Annotated in this window: 22 protein-coding genes; 7 read left to right on the forward strand and 15 right to left on the reverse strand. The window is 59.2% G+C overall.

Annotated features, from left to right (window positions below):
* Window positions 1-169 precede the first annotated feature (169 nt).
* Window positions 170-4,783, forward strand: coding sequence for an RHS repeat-associated core domain-containing protein (locus JBO08_RS21715; protein WP_220074933.1), 4,614 nt, complete (start codon window positions 170-172; stop codon window positions 4,781-4,783).
* A 1-nt stretch (window position 4,784) separates the two neighbouring features.
* A complete protein-coding gene (locus JBO08_RS21720; protein ID WP_065881683.1) occupies window positions 4,785-5,168 on the forward strand; it encodes a hypothetical protein in 384 nt (127 codons plus the stop codon).
* Between the two features lie 6 nt (window positions 5,169-5,174).
* On the opposite strand, the gene JBO08_RS21725 is transcribed toward JBO08_RS21720, so the two are convergent.
* Complete coding sequence (locus JBO08_RS21725) at window positions 5,175-5,612, reverse strand: DUF3995 domain-containing protein (RefSeq protein WP_220078213.1); 438 nt, start codon at window positions 5,610-5,612, stop codon at window positions 5,175-5,177.
* A gap of 93 nt (window positions 5,613-5,705) precedes the next feature.
* Here JBO08_RS21725 and JBO08_RS21730 point away from each other — a divergent pair, with 93 nt between their 5' ends.
* Both JBO08_RS21730 and JBO08_RS21735 read left to right on the forward strand, forming a co-directional pair.
* Window positions 5,706-6,095 (forward strand): DUF2946 domain-containing protein, encoded by a 390-nt coding sequence (locus JBO08_RS21730; RefSeq protein ID WP_065881686.1) that lies wholly within the window; start codon window positions 5,706-5,708, stop codon window positions 6,093-6,095.
* 95 nt (window positions 6,096-6,190) lie between these two features.
* The gene (locus JBO08_RS21735) at window positions 6,191-8,317 is read left to right on the forward strand and encodes a TonB-dependent siderophore receptor (protein WP_220074934.1); all 2,127 of its coding nucleotides are present in this window, start codon (window positions 6,191-6,193) and stop codon (window positions 8,315-8,317) included.
* Window positions 8,318-8,455: 138 nt separating this feature from the next.
* Here the strand turns inward: JBO08_RS21735 and JBO08_RS21740 are convergent, their stop codons facing one another.
* Both JBO08_RS21740 and JBO08_RS21745 read right to left on the reverse strand, forming a co-directional pair.
* Window positions 8,456-9,472, reverse strand: coding sequence for an ABC transporter substrate-binding protein (locus JBO08_RS21740; protein ID WP_065876105.1), 1,017 nt, complete (start codon window positions 9,470-9,472; stop codon window positions 8,456-8,458).
* A 135-nt stretch (window positions 9,473-9,607) separates the two neighbouring features.
* Window positions 9,608-10,057: a hypothetical protein gene (locus JBO08_RS21745; protein WP_065881688.1), complete on the reverse strand. Its 450-nt coding sequence runs from the start codon at window positions 10,055-10,057 to the stop codon at window positions 9,608-9,610.
* A 417-nt stretch (window positions 10,058-10,474) separates the two neighbouring features.
* Between JBO08_RS21745 and JBO08_RS21750 the strand changes: the two genes are divergently transcribed.
* From JBO08_RS21750 to JBO08_RS21760, 3 genes are all read left to right on the forward strand, one after another.
* Window positions 10,475-10,756, forward strand: coding sequence for a hypothetical protein (locus JBO08_RS21750; protein WP_065876104.1), 282 nt, complete (start codon window positions 10,475-10,477; stop codon window positions 10,754-10,756).
* Between the two features lie 106 nt (window positions 10,757-10,862).
* Window positions 10,863-11,093 (forward strand): hypothetical protein, encoded by a 231-nt coding sequence (locus tag JBO08_RS21755; RefSeq protein ID WP_065876103.1) that lies wholly within the window; start codon window positions 10,863-10,865, stop codon window positions 11,091-11,093.
* 68 nt (window positions 11,094-11,161) lie between these two features.
* Window positions 11,162-11,398 carry a DUF2789 domain-containing protein gene (locus tag JBO08_RS21760; protein WP_049708713.1) on the forward strand — a complete coding sequence of 79 codons (237 nt, stop codon included), beginning with the start codon at window positions 11,162-11,164 and terminating at the stop codon, window positions 11,396-11,398.
* A 221-nt stretch (window positions 11,399-11,619) separates the two neighbouring features.
* Here the strand turns inward: JBO08_RS21760 and JBO08_RS21765 are convergent, their stop codons facing one another.
* The 12 genes from JBO08_RS21765 to iolE all read right to left on the reverse strand — a co-directional run bounded on the left by JBO08_RS21765 (window position 11,620) and on the right by iolE (window position 24,914).
* Window positions 11,620-13,296 carry a methyl-accepting chemotaxis protein gene (locus JBO08_RS21765; protein ID WP_371905537.1) on the reverse strand — a complete coding sequence of 559 codons (1,677 nt, stop codon included), beginning with the start codon at window positions 13,294-13,296 and terminating at the stop codon, window positions 11,620-11,622.
* A 96-nt stretch (window positions 13,297-13,392) separates the two neighbouring features.
* On the reverse strand, window positions 13,393-13,797 hold the full coding sequence (locus tag JBO08_RS21770) for a TraR/DksA C4-type zinc finger protein (RefSeq protein ID WP_003191666.1): 405 nt from the start codon (window positions 13,795-13,797) through the stop codon (window positions 13,393-13,395).
* A gap of 421 nt (window positions 13,798-14,218) precedes the next feature.
* Entirely contained in the window at window positions 14,219-15,241 is a 1,023-nt protein-coding gene (locus tag JBO08_RS21775; protein WP_049708715.1) for an ABC transporter permease, read from the reverse strand.
* Window positions 15,242-15,267: 26 nt separating this feature from the next.
* Window positions 15,268-16,821, reverse strand: coding sequence for a sugar ABC transporter ATP-binding protein (locus JBO08_RS21780; RefSeq protein WP_065876101.1), 1,554 nt, complete (start codon window positions 16,819-16,821; stop codon window positions 15,268-15,270).
* 65 nt (window positions 16,822-16,886) lie between these two features.
* On the reverse strand, window positions 16,887-17,822 hold the full coding sequence (locus tag JBO08_RS21785; protein WP_220074935.1) for a sugar ABC transporter substrate-binding protein: 936 nt from the start codon (window positions 17,820-17,822) through the stop codon (window positions 16,887-16,889).
* A gap of 49 nt (window positions 17,823-17,871) precedes the next feature.
* Window positions 17,872-18,057, reverse strand: coding sequence for a hypothetical protein (locus JBO08_RS28210; protein WP_083207208.1), 186 nt, complete (start codon window positions 18,055-18,057; stop codon window positions 17,872-17,874).
* A 127-nt stretch (window positions 18,058-18,184) separates the two neighbouring features.
* Complete coding sequence (locus tag JBO08_RS21790) at window positions 18,185-19,213, reverse strand: Gfo/Idh/MocA family oxidoreductase (protein ID WP_065876099.1); 1,029 nt, start codon at window positions 19,211-19,213, stop codon at window positions 18,185-18,187.
* A gap of 51 nt (window positions 19,214-19,264) precedes the next feature.
* Window positions 19,265-20,275, reverse strand: coding sequence for a Gfo/Idh/MocA family protein (locus tag JBO08_RS21795; RefSeq protein WP_065876098.1), 1,011 nt, complete (start codon window positions 20,273-20,275; stop codon window positions 19,265-19,267).
* A gap of 19 nt (window positions 20,276-20,294) precedes the next feature.
* Entirely contained in the window at window positions 20,295-22,226 is a 1,932-nt protein-coding gene (gene iolD, locus JBO08_RS21800) for a 3D-(3,5/4)-trihydroxycyclohexane-1,2-dione acylhydrolase (decyclizing) (protein WP_220074936.1), read from the reverse strand.
* A 149-nt stretch (window positions 22,227-22,375) separates the two neighbouring features.
* On the reverse strand, window positions 22,376-23,197 hold the full coding sequence (locus JBO08_RS21805; protein ID WP_065946373.1) for a TIM barrel protein: 822 nt from the start codon (window positions 23,195-23,197) through the stop codon (window positions 22,376-22,378).
* Window positions 23,198-23,220: 23 nt separating this feature from the next.
* Window positions 23,221-24,009, reverse strand: a complete 789-nt coding sequence (iolB, locus tag JBO08_RS21810; protein ID WP_220074937.1) for a 5-deoxy-glucuronate isomerase — start codon at window positions 24,007-24,009, stop codon at window positions 23,221-23,223.
* Window positions 24,006-24,914: a myo-inosose-2 dehydratase gene (iolE, locus tag JBO08_RS21815; RefSeq protein ID WP_065876094.1), complete on the reverse strand. Its 909-nt coding sequence runs from the start codon at window positions 24,912-24,914 to the stop codon at window positions 24,006-24,008. The genes iolB and iolE overlap by 4 nt, the downstream gene beginning before the upstream one ends.
* Between the last annotated feature and the right edge of the window lie 105 nt (window positions 24,915-25,019).

A 25,019-nucleotide genomic window follows, 5' to 3' on the forward strand; every position in this document is an offset into this window, starting at 1 on the left:
GAGTGGTTGCTGCAATCAGTTTTATCGCCATTTTGTGTAGCTCTTGGGGTTGGTATTGCGCGGTTTTTTCCCCGTTGTAGTGGGCCTTTTCTGAATTTCTCAACCGTTCATCCAGGCGCTTTTTCCTGCGGCATGCTCCGACGCCTTGCCCTTTGCCGAGCCGTCACGGATGACCCACGCTTCCCACATCGCCCTTATCGAATTTGAGCTGGATGGCTTTCATCAGAGCTTGGAGATTTATCGCCAGCAGATGGGTGCCTGGTATTCGCGTGCGCTGGATTCGGTGAGCCATGGGTTGGACATGCCGTCGTTGCTGGGGATGGATCGGGTGTTGCGGGTCGGGGATTCGCAGCGGTCGGTGAGCATGGCTGATACGGACTTTGCGACCGTGGCCCAGTGCCCGCTGGGCGGTGAGCTGAAGATTCAGAGCCTGTTCGAGTCGGTGTATGACGTGCCGATCGGCGATATCCCGGTGGAGGTGATGGGGCTGGATGACGGCAGTTCCACCGTGATCTTGCTGGATGAACAAGGTAAAGGCTCACACCACTGCGCGGCTGGCGGGCGGTATCAGGTGCGGGTGCAGGGCGGCGTTTCCGAGGAACAGGTGGACGCGTTGTTTGCCTCTTACGCCGGGTTGATGGCGGATCTGGAGCAGTGGCTTCGGTCGCAGTGGGCCGGGTTTAAGCCGCATTGGGAGCGATCTACTGCCAGCGCAATTGGCAGCGGCCTATTGGCGGGCAGTTGGGCGGCGATCCGTGATGTGTGGGACAGCATCAAGCGGGTGCAGGCAATTCTTGAAGACCCACTGAAGTTCGTCGAGCAACTGGGAGATCAGGCCGCCCAGTTGGCGCAAATCGCCACAGACGCACCCAAGGTCATGGAGCAGGCAATGTTGCTGGCCAGTGATGAGGCGGCGCTGTTCCTGTTGGTGCGCACGGCGATGATCTGGCTGGACGCGTTGCCGCCCGGTGAAATGGCCGAGGTGGCGGCTGGGTTAGTGGTGGCGTTGCTGATTGACCTGGTGATTGGCGTGGTGTTGACCATCGCGTTGCCTGCGGCGGGCGTGGCGTATTTGAGTTTGCGCTTGGTCAAGTATGGCGCGCAGATCCTCGAGGCGGCGGTGGGCTTTGTCAGGGGGCTTCTGGTGATTCTGACGAAGTTTATGCAGGCCGTGGATCGCTATAAGGCGGTGGCCGTTCGCGGGGTGGTTGGCGGGCTGAAGCAAGGCACGATGCAGATGCGCTGGAAGGCGCGGCAGAACGCGGTGCTGAAGCAGACAGAGCATGTCGATGATGTGCCTGTTGGTTCGAAAAATCCCGCGGGAGATGCGGCGGCTGCTTCGGATAAGACCGCGACCAATGGCTGCCCGGTGTCGATGGTTACCGGGGAGGAACTGCTTACCCTGACCGATGGTGCGCTGGACGGGATTCTGCCGTTTGAGTGGACTCGGTTGTATCGCACCAGTGCGGTGGAAGTGGATTGCGGGTTGGGGTTTGGCTGGAGTCACTCGCTGGCGCATCGGCTCACGGTTTCCGGTGATTCGGTGGTGTGGACAGATCATGAAAATCGGTCGACTACCCTGCCCTTGCCATCTGTTTCTCGGCCCGCGATCACCAACAGCCTGGCCGAAGCCGCGATCTACCTGGGGTCTTTGCCTGATGAGTTGGTGCTGGCTCAGGCGTCGCGTTTCTACCATTTCCGCGACGGTGTGCTGACAGCGATCAGCGATGCGTATGACAACCGGCTGCGTATTTCCCGTAACTACCTGGGGCAGATTGAGCGGTTGGACAACGGTGTGGGGCGCTCGTTGTTTTTGCGCTATGCGTCGGGCCGCATTGTTGCGGTGGATTACCAGGTTGAGCGGGCTGTGGATGACGGTCCGTTTGTCTGGGTGACAGAGCAGAACGTTGTTTCCTACGCCTATGACGATGTCGGGCGGTTGGTTTCAGCGACCAATGCTGTAGGTGAAAGTGAGGTTTATCGGTACGACGAACAGCACGTCATTCTTGAGCGCGGACTGGCCGGTGGGGCGAGTTTCTTTTGGGCGTGGGAAAGGTCTGGCAAGGCGGCGCGGTGTGTCCGGCACTGGGCGAGCTTTTCGCAGATGGACACGCGGTATGTGTGGGAGGACAACGGGCAGGTCACGGTTCATAACGCCGATGGCAGCCAGGAAGTCTACGTGCATGACCAGCGAGCGCGGCTGGTGCGGCGGGTGGATCCGGATGGTGCTGAGCACTTCAAGTCCTACGATGACAAAGGCCGGCTGACGGTTGAGCAGGATCCTCTCGGCGCGATCACAGCCTACCAGTACGACGAAGCCGGACGCTTGGTGTCGTTGTTTCCGGGGGATGATGAGCCCACTTCCTACGAGCATGAGAATGGGTTCGTACGGGTTGTGCGGCGTGGTGAAGCGGTTTGGAAGTATGAGCGGAATGACCAGGGCGACGTTACGCGTAAGACCGATCCAGACGGCAATTCCACGGACTACAGCTACAACAAATACGGGCAGCTGATTGGGGTTTGGTATCCCGATAACAGCTGTCAGCGGCTGGTCTGGAATGAACGCGGACAACTGCTTGAAGAGCAATTGCCGAATGGCGGTATCAAGCGCTATCGCTATGACGATCTGGGGCGGCAGGTTGCGCGTGAGGATGAATATGGTGCGCTCACACAGTTCGAATGGAACAACGCTGGGCGCCTAGTCCAAATCGTCTTGCCGAGTGGTGACACGCGTAAATATACCTACAACGCTTACGGAAAAATCACCTCCGAACGCGATGAACTGGGGCACGTCACCCGTTACGAATATGCCGACGGCTTGCACCTGATCAGCCGCCGCATCAACGCCGATGGCACCCAGGTCAAATACCGTTACGACAACGTTCGTTTGTTGCTGACCGAGATCGAAAACGAAGTCGGCGAAACCTACCGGTTCCAGTATCACAGCAACGGCCTGATCCAACAAGAAACTGGTTTTGACGGCCAGCGCACCGCTTACGTTTATGACCTGAACGGCAACCTTCAGGAAAAGACCGAACACGGCGACGATGGCAGTCAGCTAGTCACCCGCTACGAGCGCGATCACGCCGGACGACTCGTAAGAAAAACCCTGCCCGACGGCAACATCGTCGATTACGCCTACGACCGCCAGGGCAATCTCCTAAGCGTCGACGACGGCCACTGGGCGCTGGCCTACGAATACGATCCGCAAAACCGCCTTACCGCTGAACACCAAGGCTGGGGCACGTTGCGCTATGGCTATGACGCCTGCGGTCAGCTGAAAAACCTGCGCCTGCCGGATAACAACCGTCTCACCTTCAACCACGATAAAGGCGGCCATCTAGCCACTGTCGACTTGAACGGTGAAACCCTCACCTCGCACCTGTTCAAAGCCGACCAGGAACAGCAACGCCAACAAGGCCAACTGATCAGCCACTACCACTATGACGATCAGCAACGCCTGCACGCCCACGCCGTCACCCAACAGGAACACTACCTTTACCAACGCCAATACGACTACGACAAATCCGGCAACCTCACCCGCCTCCTCGACACCCGCAAAGGCGAACACCACTACCACTACGATCCCCTCGCCCGCCTGACCCGAGCCGATCACTCCCAAGGCGAGCAGGAACGCTTCGGCCACGACCCGGCCGGCAACCTGCTCATGCAAGACCGCCCCGGCCCGGACATCGTCGCCGGCAACCGCCTGATGATCCAAGGCGACCGCCACTACGACTACGACGCCTTCGGCAATTTGATCCGTGAACGTCGCGGAAAGGGCCATCAACTCGTCACCGAATACCGCTACGACTGCCAGCACCGCCTCATCGGCCTCACCCAACCCAACGGCCAAACTGCCAGCTACCGCTACGACCCGTTTGGCCGCCGCATCAGCAAAACCGTTGACGGCAAAACTACCGAATTCTTCTGGCAAGGCGACAAACTCATCGCCGAACACCACGCGGATCGGCACCGCAGCTACCTCTATGAACCGGACAGCTTTCGTCCGCTGACCCTACTAGAAGGCTTCGGTCCAAAAGAAACCAAGCCCTACCACTACCAACTAGACCACCTCGGCACCCCACAGGAACTCACCGCCCCGGGAGGCAAAATCGTCTGGTCCGCGCACTACCGCGCCTACGGCGAAATCACCCGCCTCGACATAGGAAAAGTCGACAACCCGCTGCGCTTCCAAGGCCAATACTTCGACTCGGAAAGCGGGCTGCACTACAACCGCCATCGCTACTACAATCCGGATCTTGGTCGCTACCTGACACCTGACCCGGTGAAGCTGGCGGGTGGGATCAATGCATACCAGTACGTACCCAACCCGACAGGTTGGGTAGATCCGCTAGGCTTGAACTCTTGTCCAGGTGGCAAAAAGTGCAAACCGACGACCGAAGCTGAAGAACCAGAAACGGAGGCAAAAGCTAATTATGGGGAGCCACTCCCCCCCACCACCTCAAATATCCCGCCTGAAATGGGATATCACAAAGAAACCTATGCCAACAAACCAGTTAAACCGGAAGAAACCACCCGAAAGTGGGATGAATTTCTAGGGCCACGTCCCCACACGAACACCAACCCGCGAACTGGAAAACCTGATCGCGACAGGATAGTTTCTAGTGACGCAAAAAGAAGTATTCGCTATGGCGCGCACGAAATGAACAGCAAACCAAGCAAACATCACTACCATGAGGAGACATGGACTCTTGAGCTTAAAACCAACACCATGAATGTGGACAACACTGTTGTTAGAGTCCCACTACCGAAGAAGTGAAATGAAGATACGAATTACCGAAATACTTTCTACTACGGACACTTTACTCGTCAGGTTCCAATCATCTATCGGTAGTGGCGCCGCTCTATGGGCCGGGATCACTCCCAAAATCGGCGATGAACACGACGTAGAGTTCGATCTGGATGAAATCTTTTCTTGGGGGCGAAGCATTACTCCGTCCTCCGATACGACCCCGCAGATCATCGAGATAAAGGGTATCACTCAAATAACAGCCGAATTGACTCAAGTCGCGGACGAAGAATGTGCTGCATTACAACTTGGCGACTCTATAGTTCTTGTTGAACTCGACCGACCAATCACTCAAAAATCTGGTTACGTTGACGTGCGGGCAACCAGAATCGTCCTATACCCAACAAATATTTAACCCCCCTCACCCCCACGCCACCACCAACAACTCCACCCCCAACACCAAACACAACGGCGAATAAAAATACGTATCCAACCTCGCAAACCTTGACCCGCCGACTTTCTTGAAAAACCCCACCAATTCCGAATCCCCAATCGCCCTGGCAAACATCACCAACGCAATCGCACTGATCCCCCACTGCAACGCCCCATGGGACACCGCCGAAAAGTACAACCCCGCCCGCAGGCACACCATCAGCGCAATCCCCACCAATCCCAATGCGACCAGAAACGTGGCGAGCGCCGAGGGCTTGAACGCTGGCTTGGGTCCGCTGGCGAATTCTCCGGGCAGTTGGGGGATGGCGGCTAAGAAGCCGAGTTTGCCGCCGGCAGCCCAGTACAGATGCACCATGCTGATGAATGTAAAAACGCCGACAATCCATCGTGCGACTACAAAGCTCATGACTGGCTCTCCCTGAAAAGGTCCGAATCAGGATAGCCCCCCTGAGATTTTCTGCAGGCATTTCGTCGGCGGCTGATGGTAAAGTGCCGCCCCATGAAACTTGCCCGTGCCGACCGCTCGCTCATTGCCTGGATGCTCTATTGCTGCGTCCTGTTCAATGTGTTCGCCTGCAGTATCGGTCATGGGCAGATGGTCGGGATGCAGCTCAATGGCATCGGCGGCCAGTTCTGTACAGTGGACCCGCGCACCCAGGCGCCCAAGCCGTCCAACTCCACCGAAGAAAACCTGCCCACACTGTCAAAGGCGTTTGGCTGCCCGCTGTGCTCCACTGGCGGTATGGGCCCGGCGCTGAGTTCCAGCCTGAATGTAGCGGTGTTGCCCCAGCCCCATGCGCCACCGCCAGCTATTGTCCTGGCTGCTGACATCCCTGCCCACTTCACCTGGCCCACGGCTCATCCGCGCGCGCCGCCTGCTTTCGCCTGATCCCTTCGCTTTCTGATCTGCACTGACCGCCGTTTCCGCAAGGAAATACAGGCGGCTGCGCGTTGTTTTCAAGCCAAGTTTTTCAGGATTCAACCATGAAACATCTACCCCTGTTGGCGGGCCTGTTCGGCTGCCTGCCTGTCTGCGCCTGGGCCCTTGAGTTGGCCCCGACGACCATTGATGGCGAACAAACCGCCGAGCCCGGCCTGGCCCTGGACCAACCCAGCGGCGTGGCGTCGCGGTTGGGATTGAGCGTACGGGAAACCCCGGCGTCGGTGGCCATCGCTAAGCGCAGTGACATCGAGCGCCACGGCGCCAAGACTTTCCGCGATGCGGCCAACACCCTGCCCGGCGTCAACGCCAGCGCCCCGCCGGGCTTTGGCGGGTTTGTCTCCTATCGGGGTTTTACCAGCAGCCAGATCACCCAGATGTTCAACGGGATCAACGTCGCCACAGGCCTGGCCCGGCCTGTGGATGCCTGGATCTATGATCGGGTGGAACTGGTCGGCGGCCCCTCCTCCCTGATCAACGGCGCAGGCTCCGTGGGCGGTTCGCTCAATTACGTGACCAAGCTGGCCACCCGTGAGGAACAGGCGGCCGAGGGCCAGCTCACCTATGGCAGCTATGACACCGCCGGTATGGCGTTCGGCGTCAATCACGCCCTGACCGAGCCCGGTGCCGACGTGCAGCACTACGCGCGCCTGGATGTGAGCCGCAACACCAATCACAGCTACATCGACCGCGACCAGCGCGAGGCCTGGAGCCTGGCGTTTTCCCTGCTCAGCGACCTCACGCCCAACCTGTCTCATACCCTGGCACTGGAATACCAGGATGAGCATGAAGACAGCCCCTACTGGGGCACGCCGGTGCTCAATCCCAAGGCCGGCGAGCTGAAGATCGACAAGCACAACCGGTTCAACAACTACAACGTCGCCGACGGCCGCTACGAGCAGCGCACGATCTGGGCGCGCTCGATCATCGACTACCGCATCAACGACAGCACCACCCTGAAAAACACCCTGTACCACTTGGACAGCCAACGTGATTACCGCAACCTGGAAACCTACCAGTACAGCGCCGACAACAGCGCGGTGAACCGCTCGACGGCTTACCAGGTACGCCATCAGGGCGAACAGAACGGCAACCAGTTCGAGCTGCGCCACGATGACAGCCTCTACGGCCTGTCGACCACCTGGTCCGGCGGCTTCGAGTACAAGGTCAACAGCACCACTAGCACGCCGTGGAATGTGCCGGGTAACAGTGCGGTGGATCCGAATACCTTCAACCCTGGGCACTTCTACGATATTCCGCGAACCCGGGAGAACTTCGGCAACGACAAGACCAACGAAGTCACCACCAAGGCGCTGTTCGTGGAGAATCGCCTGGGCCTCACCGACAAATTGTCGCTGTTGACCGGCCTGCGTTACGACGCCATCGACCTGGATGTCACCAACCACCGCGTGGTCACGGCCACCAACCCTCGGCACTTCAAACGCAGTTGGGAACCGGTGACCGGCCGCGTAGGCCTGACCTATCAATTCATCCCATCGGCCAATGTGTACGTGCAATACAGCACCGCCGCCGAGCAGCCAAGCACCACCACACAAGTGTTTGATGTCTCGACGGGTAAACAGTGGGAAGTGGGCAGCAAGTTCGACTATCTGGACGGCCGTGGCTCGGCCACCGTGGCCGCCTACAAGATCGAGCGCAAGGATTTTGCCGTGACCGATCCGCAGGATCCCACCAGCAGCATCCCGGTCGGCGCGCAGTCATCCAGGGGCATCGAGTTGGCCAGCTCATTGCGCATCACGCCAAGTCTGCTGGCGGAGGGCAACTTCGCCTGGGTCGACGCCGAGTACGAGGATTTCAATGAGAAAATTGCCAGTGGCGCGGTGGTCTCGCGCAAGGGCAACACGCCGACCAACGTACCCACGCGCGTGGGTAACCTGTGGCTGACTTATGATTTTGCCGAGGATTGGCAAGGTGGTGTGGATGCGCGGTATGTGGCTGAGGTGTATGCGGATAATGCCAATACGCAAACGGTGCCGGCCTATACGCTGTTCGGGACGTTCCTGCGCTATAAGGTGGACTCGCATACCTCGGTGACGGGGCGCGTGCGTAACTTGACGAATGAGGTGTATGCCGAATTTGCCCATGTGTCGCCGGCGTACTATCTGGGGGCGCCGAGGACCTTCGAGCTGGCAGTACAGACCCGGTTCTGACTTTGGAATACACACCAATGTGGGAGCTGGCTTGCCTGCGATAGCGGTGTGTCAGTTGATGAATCCTTGACTGATACAGCGCTATCGCAGGCAAGCCAGCTCCCACATTTTGAGCTCACTTGGCAGTGAGACCGGTGTTTATTTCAGGCTCGCCTCAACCTTCTCCGCCACATCCTCGGTCAACCACGCCTTCCACACTTGCGGATGTTCCTTGAGAAACGCCTGGGCCACATCCCGTGGCGCTGTGTGATTTTCACTCATGGTCGCCAAGGCCTTATTCAGCGGCTCGATCGGAAACTCAACTTTCTCAAAGAACTGCGCAATCTGCGGATGGGCCTTCTGGAACGGCGTAGACACCCCGATACTCAACTTGGACGCCAACGAGCGCGTGGGCTTCGGATCAGGATTATCCGCATCCGTCAGGGTCTTCCAGGCCTCGGCATCGAACGGCGGTTCCTCCAGTTGGATCAACTTGTAGCGCCCCATCAACGGCGTCGGCGACCAGTAGTAGAACAGCACCGGCTTGCCCCGGCGGATCGACGAGGCAATCTCGGCATCCAGTGCCGCGCCTGAGCCGCTGCGGAAGTTCACGTAGCTGTCATCCAGACCGTAGGCCTTGAGCTTCTGTTTGTTGACCACTTCCGAGGTCCAGCCGATAGGGCTGTTGAGAAAGCGGCCCTTGCCTGGGGATTCCGGGTCCTTGAACACATCCTTGTAGCGCGCCAGGTCCTTTACGCTCTTGAGGTCCGGCGCCAGTGGCTTGATGCCTTTGGCGGGATCACCCTTGATCACGTATTCCGGCACCCACCAGCCTTCGGTTGCGCCTTTGACCGTGTCCCCAAGACCCACCACCTTGCCTTCGGCCTCCGCCTTGACCCACACCGGGCTGCGGCCGGCCCATTCTTCGCCGATCACTTGGATGTCGTTCTTGGCCAGCGCGGTTTCCAAGGTGATGGTAGTGCCGGGCAAGGTGTCGGTGGGCAAGTCGTAGCCCTTCTCGACAATAACCCGCAGCACTTCGGTGATCAGGCTGCCGCTTTCCCAGTTCAGGTCGGCAAAATGTATCGGCGCCTCAGCGGCGCGCACCGGCAATGCGGCCATTGACAGCCCTAGGGTCGCCAGGGACGCAGCCAACAGCGTTCTCAATCCTTTCATGCCTCAGGCACCTCGCGATATCGCAACCAATAGCGGAAGGCTTTGCTGCGTATGCGCGAAGCCTCTGAACAATTAAGTCAACTCAACTGTAGTAGAGGTTCCGGGAGATAACGGGTGTTCGCGTTTTTTTGCTGATTATTCGCTGGCCTTGAACGTGACCAGCTCGCCCTTGCGCCACTTGGCAGCCTTGCCGGTCACGGCCTTGAGGGTTTTGGTCAGGCCATCCTGCAGTTGCTCATTGGCGGCAAACACCAGCATCACGCTGTGGCCTTCCTTGAACACGATGCCCTGGCCTTCGGCCGAGGACACGAAGGCGTAGTCGCCCAAGCCATAGACGGTCAACTTGATGTCGCGGAACTTCAATTCGAACTTGCCACCCTCACGACTGGGCAATACCGCCGCGCGGAAGTGATCGCCGACTTTGAGTTCCAGGCGAGGTTTGTCGTCCACCACCATCGCCGCCTCGGTGTCGATTTCGGCGATGTAGATACCTTCCGGCGTCTGCTCGGTGATGTAAACGAAACGGGATTGAAACTGCTTGACCAACTTTGCGCGCAAATCACCCAGCACGAACAACGCGTGCATATCCAGATTACTGACTGCCAAGGAAACGCCCCCACATCGAAAAGAGCGCTGTCCGCCAGAGCGGGCAGCACAAAAAAACGGCCATCACGGCACGATCACATCACTCATTCTTTGAAAAAAACTGAAGAAGATCCCACTGTCGCGTCACAAGACTAGTACAGACGTACGTGATGGACCTTGTGCAAGGTCATCAGGCACCACAGGAGATCACAGGTTCAACGGCCCGAGAATACGGCCCGACCAACTTCAGAGAATAACCCAATTAAAAATGCAGTTTTCCGACACACAAACACAAATAAACACACTGCCATGGAACCGGGCGCTGGCCGCCGACGACAATACTAAAACAGCAACACCGATCAAAACCACCTACAACACTGCAATCAAGTCATCCGGATCGATCGAAAGGAGCAGGCCATGCAACGATCAGCCTACAACGCGATGTCTTCGCACACCCGTCCATCCTGTCAGGACGAAGCTCAATACTACCGCTTGAACGGCTTTGAAGGGTACTCGGATTCGATTCTTTACCAAGTCGTACCTGCCGGCCGAAACTTTTTCCATATCCGCGAAGTGCTCAGCGGTCGAATCAAAGGCTTTCGCAGCGACCATGTCAAGGCCTGCGAACTGGCCAAGAAACTTGAAGCCATGTTACAAGCGGCCCCACGGAGCAATCGTTTCGTCAGCCCGCTAACTTAACTGCGCCGCCGACCCGCAACAACTGCCATACTGGCCCGTCCACTGAAGTTTGTGTCCACCCGGGCCAGGTTTCTCCAGTGCAGTTATCTCCAAGGGAAGGCTCTACGTGACGGAATTTGATATCGGCGAATTTTTTATCCATGGCGACGCAAGGGAAGTAGACGGTGAGTTCCAAGCCGTGATCATCATGCGGGCCAAGCCACCGCTGACCACTGTCACCACCCACCAGGTTGAAAAAGACCGCTGGTTCAAAACCGTCGACGCCGCCGCCATCGCAGCAAAGGACGCCGCCAAAGCGTTAAAAACCGCCGTAGATTCCGGCGCCCTGAATTCCTGACAATCCGATAGAACTCTACTGCGTCACAACCCTCCCATGCATAACGACCACCCTGCATGGAGAACGATATGGACGCGCCAATCCCTACCCTTGAAACCCTGTTTGACCAATTGGGCCTGGATTCAACCCCGGACGCTATCGACGCCTTTATCGCCGCGCACCCTTTGCCTGACGACGTGAAGTTGATCGATGCGCCTTTCTGGTCCGCACAACAGGCAAGTTTTCTCAAGGAAGAGCTGCGCGAAGACGCCGAATGGGCGATCGCGGTGGACGAACTGAACCAACGCCTGCATCAACCGCACTGACGGTAGATATCTACACAACGTTCAAAGGCTGAAAAATCTCCCTGTAGTGAGCGGGCTTGCCCCGCGCTGGGTGGCGAAGCCGCCCCAAACCAAGCGACCTAGTTCTATCTGGAACTCGGCGATGTCTTTATTGGGGCGGCTTCGCCACCCAGCGCGGGGCAAGCCCGCTCACTACAATATGTGTCGATAGCTATGCCCATTCCGGAAAAGCCCAATTCACGTCAACGCCTTACAGCCTCGGGTTTATAGCCCAGGCGCAAACCACCCCAATGCCGGCCCTTGACGATGATCGGCACCGACAGGTCGTGCATCAGCTCACCGGTATCGCGGGTGTAGGTCTGCAACAAAACCGCCTGTTGATGGCTGCCACAGCGGATCCCGGTGCGGTCTTCAAACTTGCGCTTGGTGCGGTTCTGTACAGCATCCACTTGCACATCGCCGGTCAACGCCTGGGAAAACGCCTTGTTGTGCGTCGGCACGTAACCCTGGGGCGTGCAGGCAATGGCGAACACCAACCCTTCATGCCTCGGCAGCAGATCTTCCTGGATCGCCGGCAACACCTGATCGGTATAGCCGTCAAACCGGGTGTGGTACTTGCTTGGGCTGGTATTGGCAATCGGCGTATAGCTGCGGTCGAACAGGTCATCCAGGCTGATGCGGTTCTGTAGCACGTCGGCCTCGAATTGCGCGGCAATTCGGCTAGCGCCTTCACGGGCCAAGTCGTAGATACGCTGATGATAGTCATCCAGGCCAACTTCCGCCAAGCGCTCACTGATGGTTTCGGCCTGGCCTTCCATCTGCACGGCGGCGTCGGCCAGTTGGCGGGTTTGCTGATCGCTGACGGCCAGGTCGCTGCGCATTTGTTCCACAGCATGGAACAGGCTGTCGAGCTGGGTGCGGTTGGTGTCGGTGCCCTGGGCAATTTCATTCACCTGGCCTTCGACATCCGCCGCCAGGCTGGCGATGCTATGCAGTTGCTCACCGGCGCGCTCCACTTGCTCCACGCCCGTGTGCAAGTCTGCCGAGAGCTGGCGAATCTGCTCCACCACCTGAGCGGTGCGTTGCTGGATATCGGCCACCATCACCCCAACCTCATCAGTGGCTGTGGCCGTACGGCCCGCCAGCCCGCGCACCTCATCCGCCACGACTGCAAACCCCCGACCATGCTCACCGGCTCGCGCCGCCTCAATCGCTGCATTGAGTGCCAACAGGTTGGTCTGGCTGGCGATGGACTGGATCACCAGGGTCACCCGCTGGATTTCCTCACTGCGCTGGCTCAAGGCTTCGATCAGTTCACGACTGGCATCGGCGCGCTGGCTGAGCTGGTGCATGCGGCTGATCGATTGGGCCAGTACTTCGCGGCCTTCGGTGCTGCGTTGATGGGCCTGGCTGGCTGCCCCCAGGGCCTCGCGGCTGAGTTGGGAGGTGACCTTTTCGGTGCCAATCATCACCTCGGCACTGCTGACAATCTGCTTGGCTGCACTCAACTGAGACTGCAAGCGAGCCGCCAGTTGCTTGACCGAATAGGCCACGCCGGCAGCGGACAGTGCGTTATGGCTGGTGGTATAGGACAGGTCGCGAGTCAACTCGCCAATCGCATCGACGGCGTCGCAAGACGCAACAACGGGCGTGCGACTTGTCAGGCGAGGCAGCCAGATCACCAGCACGGCCAGTGGCAGGCAGAGGTACAACGGCAGGATGGCAAATGCCAGGCCCAACAGTATCAGCACCAGGGCGATGCTCTGCGTAAGCTGCGTCAACCAGGCGGGCAACCCGCGCACCACCGATTGCGGTGCCACTGCTGCGCCCGTCAGAGATCCGTCTCCAGCCATCTTCGTCACCCCACTGCTTATCGTTATTGTCGCTGCATTAAACGCCACTATCGGGCCATTATCCATGGGCCTTTAGTGGGGTGGTTTGCAACAGATCAATAGACGGGGGTGTAACGAGTCTTTCCCTGGGGGACCGCTCAGCGATCCCCCAGCTTCACCACATCAGGCTTGGCGCTGGTGCTTGTCGATCTGCTCGTGGCGCTCTTGCGCTTCGATGCAGTACTTGGTGGTAGGGCTGATCAGCAAGCGCTTGAGGCCGATAGGCTCGCCGCTGTCATCGCACCAGCCAAAGGAATCTTCCTTGATGCGTTCCAGTGCACGCTCAAGCTGCGGCAACATGCGCTGGTCGCGGTCGATGGCGTTCACCAGCCAGGTGCGCTCTTCTTCAACGGAAGCGGCGTCGGCAGGGTCGGCCGGAGTGTCCAGGCTTTCAATGGCGATACGGTTCTGTTCGATGCGCTCGTGGTGCTCCACTTTCATGTCTTGCAGCAACTTCTCGAAAAAAGCGTGCTGTTCGGCATTCATGTAGTCATCCGCCGGCATGGCCAGCAACTTTTCCTTTGTCATTGATTTCTCTATAAAAAATACGTGCATTAAGGCGAATAAGGGAGCGTTCCGGCCGACCTCTGCAGGTCTCGGAAGGGCGCCGTCCATTTCAAGCGCCACCCGGCACTCAATTTACGAGGGGCGGCAGTCTAAGGCCGACTTGAGGGCACAGCAACTGAAAAGACAGGCAATTTTTCCGAGATAACCCCCAAAAGCACCAGGACGGGCTCGGCGAATGGTTATCGGAGTGCGTTTATAGCAAGAAATTCAGTGTTGTGGAGCTATATAGAAGACAAACGGTTAGAACTGCCTGATAAAGATGCAAGTGTGGGCGTCGGGCTTGCCCGCGATCCAGGCGACTCGGTCCGTCAGGGCTACCGAGTTGATGCAATCGCAGGCAAGCCAGCTCCCGCACTTGATTTGTGTTGGTCGTAAGACGATCTCAGCGTTTGAGTTTGCGCTTGTTGCGGTACTGGTCGATCACCACTGCCACCACAATGATCAGGCCCTTGATGATGTCCTGAATGTACGCATCCACCCCGACAAACGTAAACCCGCTGGCCATCACCCCCAGAATCAGTGCGCCGATCACAGTCCCCGTGATGCGCCCTACCCCGCCCGCCAGGCTGGTGCCGCCGATCACCGCAGCCGCAATCGCATCCAGCTCATAAGACATGCCCATGCCGGCCTGCCCGGTTGCAGCACGTGCCGAAGCGACCACACCGGCCAGACCAGCCAGCAAGCCGGCGATGCTGTAGACGATGATCAAGTGGCGCTTGACGTTGATCCCCGACGTACGCGCCGCCTGCATGTTGCCGCCGATGGCGTAGGTGTATTTGCCGTACTTGGTGTAGCGCAGGGCGATATGGAAGATCACGGCCACCACCAGGAAGATGATCACCGGCATCGCGCCATGGCCGATGGCCGTGTACGAATCCGAGAGCATGCTCACCGGTTGGCCTTCGGTGTAGTAACGCGCCAGGCCACGGGCCGAGACCATCATACCGAGGGTGGCAATAAAGGGTGGGATACCGGTGACGGCGATGATGCTGCCGTTGATCGCCCCTGCCAGCAGCCCGACGCCAAGCCCCATCGCCACCGGAATCCACACTGGCAAATCGGTCAGGCTGGGAAACACGGCTCGGGAAAAATCAGAGGTTTGCGCCAAACTGGCAGCGATCATCGCCGACAACGCCAATACAGAGCCCGAGGACAGGTCGATACCGGTGGTAATGATCACCTGGGTCACACCGATGGCGAGCAGGCCGATGATCGACACTTGCAGGATCATCAGCACCAATCGCTGGGAGTTCATCAGGAAGCTCTGGTCACGCACGATCCAGCCGAACACTTCAAACACCAGGCCGATGCCGATCAGCACCAGGAAGATGCTCAGCTCGGTGGGCATGCGTCGGCGACTTTTGGTTGGCACCGTCGCGGGTTTGTTATCCGTTATTGCATTCATAGCCCATCACCTTTTTATTCTGTACGTCAGTGGACTGCCGTCATCCCGGAGGCCAACTGCATGACTTTTTCCTGGGTCGCGTCGCTGCGGTCCAAGGTGCCCATCAATTCACCTTCGTGCATCACCATGACTCGGTCGCTCATGCCCAGTACTTCGGGCAGCTCGGAAGAAATCATGATCACCGCCATGCCTTCGCTGGCGAGGAAGGCGATCAACCGGTAGATCTCGGCCTTGGCGCCCACATCAATGCCCCGCGTGGGTTCATCAAGGATCAGCAGGCGCGGGTTGGTCATCAGCCAGCGCGCCAGCAAGGCCTTCTGCTGGTTGCCGCCGGACAAGGTGTCGATGCATTGCTCAAGGGACGGGGTTTTCACCCGCAGCTTCTTGCACATGTCTTCGCACAGCGCACGCAGGGCTTTCTGCTGGATAAAACCGTTGCCCGAGTAGTGCGGCAGCACGGCCATTTCCATGTTTTCCAACACGGAAAGGCAGGGGAACAGGCCACTGAGCTTGCGGTCTTCGGTCAACAGAGCAAAGCCCTTCTCAATGGCCATGTGTGGATCGGTAATGCGCACCGCCTTGCCGTCCAGACTGATCTGGCCGCTGCTGCTAGGGGTGATGCCAAAAATGGTTTCGGCCACGTTGGTGCGGCCCGAGCCCATCAACCCGGCAATACCGAGGATCTCGCCGGCATGCAGGTCAAACGATACGTCCTTGAATACGCCGTCCAGCGTCAGGTTGCGTACCGACAGCAACAGGTCACCGATGGGCGTCTCGCGCACCGGGAACAGCTGGCTCAGCTCACGGCCGACCATCATCGAAATCAGGCTGTCGCTGTTCATGCTGTCCGCGCGTTGCAAGCCGATGTACTGGCCGTCGCGGAACACCGCCACTTCATCGGCGATGGCGAATACTTCATTCATTTTATGGGTGATGTAGACGATGCCTTTGCCCTGGGACTTGAGGTCGGCAATGATCGAAAACAGGTGGGCCACTTCCTTGTCGGTAATGGCCGATGTCGGTTCATCCATAATCAGGATGTCGGAGTCGTAGGACACGGCCTTGGCAATCTCGACCATCTGCCGCTCGGCGATGCTCAGGTTGCCCACGTGTTCCTCGGGGTCGAGGTTGATGCGCAAGCGCGCCAGCAACTCGGCGGTGCAGCGGTGCATTTCACGGTGGTTGACCATGTGCAGGCTGTTGAGCTGCTCGCGGCCGATCCAGATATTCTCGGCGATGCTCATGTGCGGCATCAGGTTGAGTTCCTGGTGGATCATCGCGATCCCGGCCTTTTGGGCCGCCAGGGGTGTTTCAAACACGATCGGCTTGCCGCGCAGGCGAATTTCACCGGCGTCGGGCTGGTAGATGCCGGCGATGATTTTCATCAATGTCGACTTGCCTGCACCGTTCTCGCCCATCAGCGCCAGCACGGTACCGGGGCGCACGCGCAGCTGTACATCGGCCAGGGCCACGACACCGGGAAAGCCTTTGCTGATATTGACGATTTCCAGCAGGTAGGGTTCTTCCAACAGCTGGGGTTGGATACCGGGAGGCTGCGAGACAGTGGCTTGAGCGAGCATAAGGAGGTACTCCATCGGCAAGGCGGGCACGACCGCCCTGCCGGTTTATTGTTGTTATGTCAGGGCTACTTGAACTTGGCGACGTTTTCCGGAGTGATCAGTTGGAACGGAATAATCACGTTCTGCTCGACCGGCTCCTTCTTGGCCATTTTGCGCGCCGCTTCCACCGAGCCCACCGCCTGACCCTTGGCGTCCTGGAACGCCGACGCGGCCATGTCACCCTTGGTGATCGCGTTCAGACCGTCCGGGGTGCCGTCGACACCCGCGATCAGCACGCTGCCCGGCTTGGTACCCGCCGACTTCAGGGCCATCGACGCGCCGATGGCCATCTCATCGTTGTTGGCCAGCACCGCGTTGAATTCGCGACCTTGGGTCAGCCAGTCGTTGACCAGGGTCATACCCTTGTCACGCAGCCAGATGCCGGTCTGTTCCTGTTCGATCTTGATATCCGGGTATTTGGCCAGCACCTCCTTCACGCCCTTGGTGCGATTGGTGGTGGAGTTGTTCGCCAGGTCACCCAGCAGGATCACAATCTTGCCTTTGCCGCCGAGCTTTTCAGCGATGTATTGCATTTGCAGGCGACCAGCCTCGATGTCATCGGAGGTCACAGCGACCACATCCTTGGGCAAGTCTTTCTGGTCGGGACGGCGGTTGACGAAGACCAGCGGGATGCCCGCCTTGGTGGCGGCGCTGATGATGTTCTTGGTCGACGCGGTATCCACCGGGTTGACGATGATGGCGTCGACTTTCTGGCTGATAAAGTTCTCGACCTGGCTCAACTGCTTGACCACGTCGGCACGCGCGTCTTCGAACTGCAATTGCACACCGTCACCCTTGGGGTAGGACTTGGCTTGCTTGTCCATGTCCTCGCGCAGGTAAGTCAGGAAGGTATCGTCGAAGGCGGACATGCTCACGCCCACCTTGATATCGGCGGCACTGGCAAAACCACTGGCCAGCAGCATGGACAAGGCCAGCGCGGTAAAACGGATCGGGGTCTTCATGAACGGTCTGTCTCCACATTCTTGTTGGTTTTGTTGGACGTTACGTTGATCAGAGCGGGACTTGCGAATTGGACAGTCGAACCACCGGCGCGCCTGGAATGCAGCAGACCAGCGCGCCTTTGTTTTCGACGCACAGCACATTAAGGAAGGAGAAGTAGAACGGCCGGGCGCGGGGCAGACCGCGTGGCGCTAGGACAGGGCGTAAAACTCGCAGTACAGCGTTGAAGATTTTCATCTGACGGTACCTGGTTGTTTTTGATCTTGTTTTTGTTGAGTCGTGCAGATCGAGTCCGAACGTACTTTATGCAACCTGGAAAAGACTTTATTGGAAAATAATTTCCATATCAACCTGTTTTAGAATTTTATTCTATTTTTGTTGAAACCACCTGCTGGCGCTCCGCGCTCAGGCGTGCGGCGTCCAATATACGGGTGGTTTCCAGCGCATCATAGGCATCCACCGGCAGCGGCCCCTGCCCTTGCACGGCCAATTGCAACTGTCGATAGAACTGCGTCCAACAGCCCTTTTCCGACGGCACCCGCTCGCGGTCCGGGCCTTGTTCGAACCAGCCCCAGCGGCGGTGTTCTTCAGAGCCCCAATGCTCACCTTCAGTCTTCGGCGACTTGCCGGCCATCAGCGCTTCTTCCTGGCCGTCCAAGCCTTCGACGGTGTAGCAGCCAGAGGTGCCACTGACGCGAAAGCGCGGCGCCTGGCTGTTTTGCAGGGCATTGCCCCACAGATGGGAAATCACACCGTTGGCGTGGGTCAGGGACACAAAAAAACCATGGTCCACCGTGGGATGTTCGGCGGTGTATTGCAGTTGCGCGAACACCCGATCTACCGGGCCGAACAGTTGCAGGGCCTGGTCGACCAAGTGGCTGCCCAGGTCGCGCAGCCAACCACCGCCGCTGGCGTTACCTACGGCTTGCGGGCTGTAGCGTTCCACGCGGGATTCGAAACGCGTGATCGTGCCCAAGGCGCCGGCGTCGATGAGTTTGCGCAGGGTCAGGTAATCCGAGTCCCAGCGTCGGTTCTGGTAGACGCTGAGCAGCGAGCCTTGGCGTTCGGCCGCGGTGATCAGCGCCTGGGCCTGTTCGGCGTTGGCGGCGAAGGGCTTGTCGCTGACCACGGCAACGCCATGTTCGATGGCTTCCAGCACCAGGGCCGGGCGGCCCTTGAGGGTGGTGGAGATAACCAGGGCATCGACGCCGGCTTCGACGATTTGGCCGATGTTGTCAAAAGCCCTGACGCCGGGGTGGTCGATTGCCAGTTGCTGGCGGCGCTCGGGGGACCGAGTTACTACGCCGACCAATGTCGCACCTGGCAGGGTTGCAATCAGCGGCGCATGAAAGAAGCGCCCTCCGTGGCCGTAGCCGACTAGACCGATTCGCATGCATACACTCCTTACTTGAAGTGGAAACCCAATTCAAATGTGGGATCGCGGTCAGCCGTAGAAGTGCGGACGCTGCGGCAAGCTCACCTTCACAATCTGCTCGCTATTCTGCGCTTCAATACACGCATCCGCCGCCACCGCCGCCGCAAAGCCATCCCACGCCGACGGCCCGCCGACCTGCCCGGCGCGTACGCTGTCGATAAACGCCTGCAACTCCACGTCATACGCACCAATAAACCGATCCTTCCAGTCCATCAGAATCGCATTCGACAACTTCGCGCCACTGCGCATTTGCACCTGGGACGGCTCCGGCAGTTTGGCAATACCGGTCTCCCCCACCACTTCGCACTGGATGTCATAGCCGTACTGGCAGTTCACGAACACTTCGACATCGATACGCGTGCCCTTGGCGGTTTCCAGCAGCACGATCTGCGGGTCACGCAAGTGGGCCAGGGCCTTGCTGGATTTGCGTGGGAACACCACTTGCACCGAGACGTAGTCGTCGTTGAGCAGCCAACGCAACACATCCAGCTCGTGGATCAGGGTGTCGGTGATCGCCATGTCGGTCTTGTAGTTCTCGCCCACCGTCGGGTTGCGGTGCGCGCAGTGCAGCATCAGGGGTTCGCCGATCTGGCCGCTGTCGATCACCGCTTTCAATGCGCGATAACCCTCGTCGTACGGGCGCATGAAGCCGACTTGCACCAGGCGCTTGCCGTAGGCCACTTCGGCGTCGACGATCTTGCGGCAGCCGTCAGCCGTCACGGCCAAGGGTTTTTCGCAGAACACCGGTTTGCCGGCGGCGATGGCGGCGAGCACGAACTCTTCGTGGCTCGGGCCCCATGAAGTGACCAGAATGGCCTCGACCTGTGGCGAATTGATCAGCGCATGGCCGTCGGCGTACACCTCGGCGTCCAGCTTCAACTCTGCGACAACCTTGGCGGCTTGCTCAAGATTGATGTCGGTTACCGCCACCACCTGGCTGTTGAGCAAGGTCTGGCTGCAACGACGAATATGGTCACGGCCGATGGCGCCGGTACCGATAACACCCAACTTCAAAGACATACATTCACTCCTTTTGTTATTAGTACTGCCGGGCCTTCGCCAGGTGTTCGTTGAGTTTTTTCGCGGCGGCATTCGTACGTTCGCTGGTGGACACCTGCGCCACACCCACCCGCCACCACGACAGGTAGCCGTGGATCATGGTCTTGGGCAGCACCTTGATATCGATCAGCGTCGAAACCGTTTGAGTTCGTGCATCGGCCAGCGCCGCTTCGAGTTGCTCCACAGTGCTGACCTTGTAGGTCTTGCAACCATAGGCCGCCGCGCTCATGGCGAAATCCACCGGCACCAGGCCGCCGTCGAGCTTGCCGCTCTCGGGGTTGCGGTAGCGGAACTCGGTGCCGAAGCTGTCCATGCCATTGCCGATCTGCAGGTTGTTGATGCAGCCGAAAGCCATGTTGTCGAGCAGCACCACGTTGATCTTGCGGCGCTCCTGGATCGAGGTGGCCAGCTCCGAATGCAGCATCATGTAGGAACCATCGCCGACCAGGGCGTAGACCTCTTTGGTCGGCTCGGCGAGTTTCACGCCGAGGGCGGCGTTGATCTCATAGCCCATGCACGAATAGCCGTACTCGACGTGGTAGGTGTTGACGCCCTTGCTGCGCCAGGCGCGCTGCAGGTCACCGGGCAGGCTGCCGGCGGCTGCGACGATGATTGCGTCATCGGCCAGGGTTTGGTTGAGCACGCCAAGCACACGGCTTTGGGTGAGGCACGAACCGGTCAGCTCGATGAATTCACGCAGCACCGAGCGGTCCAGGTGGTCGTCGACCTCCGGCACGAAGCCGTCACCGTCATATTCCACCTGATGCACACGGTCCACTTCGGTGTCCAACTGCGCCTTGGCTTCACGGATCTGCTCGCCCCAGCCCGAACGATAATCGCCTAGGGCATCGGCCAGTGCTTCAAGGGCGACTTGTGCGTCAGCCAACACCTGCACGCCGTCCAGTTTCAAGGCGTCGCAGGGGCTGATGTTGAGGTTGAGAAACTTCACCTCGGCGTGCTTGAACAGTGATTTGGACGAGGTGGTGAAGTCGGTATAACGCGTGCCGATACCGATGATCAGGTCGGCTTCGGGCGCCAGCAGATTCGCCGCCAGGCAGCCAGTTTCTCCGATCCCACCGACGTTCAGCGGATGGCTGGAGACCACGGCGCTCTTGCCCGCCTGGGTTTCGGCGAAGGGGATATCAAACCGTTCGGCAAACGCCTGCAGTGCAGCGTTGGCACCGGAATACTTCACACCGCCGCCGCAGATGATCAGCGGCTTGCGCTTGCCGCGAAAGGCCGCCAGCGCATCACTGATCATCGCGGCGGTGGCCGGGCGACGTTCGATACGGTGCACGCGTTTTTGCAGGAAGTAGTCGGGATAGTCCCAGGCCTCGGCCTGCACGTCCTGGGGCAACGCCAGGGTCACGGCACCGGTTTCAGCCGGATCGGTAAGCACGCGCATGGCGTGGATTGCGGCGGTCATCAACTGCTCGGGGCGGTTGATGCGGTCCCAGTATTTGCTCACGGAGCGGAAGGCATCGTTGGTGCTGATGCTCAGGTCGTGGAACTGTTCGATCTGTTGCAACACCGGGTCGGGCTGGCGACTGGCATACACATCGCCGGGCAACAGCAGCAGCGGGATACGGTTGGCGGTCGCGGTCGCGGCGGCGGTGAGCATGTTGGCAGCGCCGGGGCCCACAGAAGCTGTGCACGCGTAGATCTTGCGGCGCAGGTGCTGCTTGGCAAAACCGATGGCGGCGTGGGCCATGCCCTGTTCGTTGCGGCCCTGGTGCACCACCAGGTCACCGCTGTCTTGCTCCAGGGCCTGGCCCAGGCCCAGCACGTTGCCGTGGCCGAAAATCGTGAACACCCCGGCGACAAACTTGCTCTGCACGCCATCGACTTCGATGTATTGGTTATCCAGGAACTTCACCAGGGCTTGGGCCATGGTCAGTCTTGTTGTGGTCATGTTCGCACCTTGAATGAATGCAAATCTTTCGATCAACAGTGATCCCATGTGGGAGCGGGCTTGCTCGCGAATGCGGTGTGTCAGTCACCGGATTTACTTACTGGTCCACCGCCTTCGCGAGCAAGCCCGCTCCCACACGTTATCCGCTGTCAGTTCCGGGATTTGTTCAGATGGGCAATGCTCGCGCCCAACGCCTGTTGTATATCCGCCAGTTCATGCACGCTCTCGGCAAACGGCTCAAACGACAAATAGCCGCTGTATCCCGTGCTGAGCAGCGTGTCGATCTGCGCCGCGTTACCAAGGATGTCACCCTCGCCCACCAACACGCGGTGGCCGTCACGAATCGAATTGAGCGGCGCCTCGGCATCTTCCACGCCGGAGATATGCACCAGCCCGGTCAATTCGGGGAAGAACTCATGTTCGCTGGCCAAGTGATGATGGAAGGTGTCGTGCACCAGGCGGAACACATCCAGGCCGCCAATGGACTGGATCGCATCCACCGCCACGCGCTTGCGGCGTAGCGCACATTCCTCAAAGCCTAGGGGTTCGATAAAACCGAGAATCCCGTATTCACGCAGGATCGGCGCCAGCTCGCTCAAGGCCGTGCGCAACCCGGCGGCACGCTGCGCTTCGTTGCGCGTATCGCCTCGCTCGTTGAACGGGCACATCACCAGGCCCTGGGCGCCGCACTCACGGGCATAGGTGGCGAGCTGGATCGCTTGAGCGCGACGCTCCTCGTTCCACACGTCAAAGGGGTACAGCGCGTTGATCGACAGCACCTGGATGCCCTGCGCTGCGCACAACTCGCGCACGCGGCCGGCCGGGGTGCCGAATTCGATTTGCTTGTCCGCAAGGTCATTGCGGATCTCGATGGCATCGCACTTGAGCGCTGCGGCCAACTGGATGAAGTCCGGCAGGGACAGGTTGGGGGCGACCATGCGGTTAAGGGCAAAACGTAAAGGCGACTTCATTGTTGTTCTCCGTCCAAAACCGCTTAGAGGTCCAGCAGCCAGCTGTGCTGCGGGTCGTTATGGAAATGCCAGGCGCGCTGGGGGCCAGCCATCACATTCAGGTAATACGATTCGTAGCCATACGGCACGCTGACTGGGTGGTAGCCCTTGGGCACCACCACCAGGTCGCTGTTTTCCACGGCCATGGCCTGGTCAATGCTGCGATCGTCGGTGTAGACGCGCTGGAACACAAAGCCCTGGGGCGGGTTGATCTGGTGGTAGTAGGTCTCTTCGAGAAAGCTCTGGTGCGGCAGGTCGTCGGTGTCGTGCTTGTGCGGCGGGTAGCTCGACGAATGCCCGGACGGCGTGCGTACCTCTACCACCAGCAGTGAATGGGCCGGCTCGCTGTCGGGCAGGATGTCGCACACATAGCGGGTGTTGGCCCCTTTGCCGCGCACGCTGCGTTTGCAGTCTTCCGGGCGGATCAGGCGCGGCTCGTAGCCGTCCGCCCCCGGCGCGGCGCAGACGGCAATCTGTACATCGCTCAACGCGGTGACCTGGGCATCGGTACCCGGTGGCAGGTAGGCGGCGAAGGGGGATTTGTCTTCAAACACCGACTGGCGATCCCCCAGGTTCTGCCAGTTGAAGCCTTCGCCTTCAATGTTCACGCGACCGCTGAGCAGTACCAAGCACAGCTCTTGATCACCGGCGCTGACCGGCAGGGTTTCGCCCAGGCTCAGGCGGTAAGCGGAAAAGCCCACGTACTCCAGGCGCCCCGCTTCCAGCGCGACCATGGTTTGTCCGCGTTTGCTGCTCTTGACCAACAAGCTCATTTTGCAGTCCTCTCATTCAGCAGGGCATCATTCAGCAGAGCACGTAGGGTGTCGTAACCTTTTTTCGCATAGATATAGCTGGGCGCCACAGCCGGGTCCTGCTCGGCTTCCACAACCAGCCAGCCTTCATAGTTCGCGGCCAGCAACTCATCAAGCAATTCGGCGAAGTCGATGTCACCGTCGCCGGGCACGGTGAAGGTGCCGTTGACGATGCAGTCGGGAAAACTCCACATCTGGTTACGCGCCAGTTGCACCACAGGCTTGCGCACGTCCTTGAAATGCACGTGGCAGATGCGGTCGATGTGTTTACGCAGCACCTCCACTGGTTCGCCGCCGCCCATGTAGCAGTGGCCCGAATCGAACAGCAGGCCGACTTCCGGGCCCGTTCGCTTCATCAACTGGTCGATGTCTTCCGCGGATTCGACGTAGGCGCCCATATGGTGGTGGTACGCCAGGCGCACGCCTTGGGACAGGGTGAAGCGCGCCAGTTCGGTGAGCTTGTCGGCATAATCCTGCCAGGCCTGTTCGCTGTGAAAGCGCGGGCGCTCGATCAGGCGGATGCGCGAACCCTGGATCGAATCGGCGACTTCGCCGTAGACCAATACACTGGCACCGTTTTGCTTGAGCAACTCGACATGGCCGGCGATGGCCTCGATTTCTTCGGCCACTGAACGCCGGGCCAGCCGGCTCGAGTACCAGCCGGAGACCAGTGCCAGGTCATAAGGACGCAGCACATCGCCGACGCCTTTGGCGTCCTTGGGGAATTTGCCGTTGAGTTCGAAGCCTTCGTAACCGATTTCCTTGCCTTCGCTCAAGGCGGTGCTCAGGGGCGTTTCGCCGCCCAGGGCTGGGAGGTCGTCGTTGCTCCAGGAAATCGGGTTGATGCCAATTCGGATTGCGGGCATGGCTGCACCTTTTGTTTTTATCTAGAGATCACCGGGATCTGCTTTATGTGGGAGCGGGCTTGCTCGCGAATGCGGTCTGTCAGGCAACACTTCTGTAACTGAACC

The sequence above is a fragment of the Pseudomonas sp. LAP_36 genome (assembly GCF_019456785.1).
GTDB classification, from domain to species: domain Bacteria; phylum Pseudomonadota; class Gammaproteobacteria; order Pseudomonadales; family Pseudomonadaceae; genus Aquipseudomonas; species Aquipseudomonas tritici.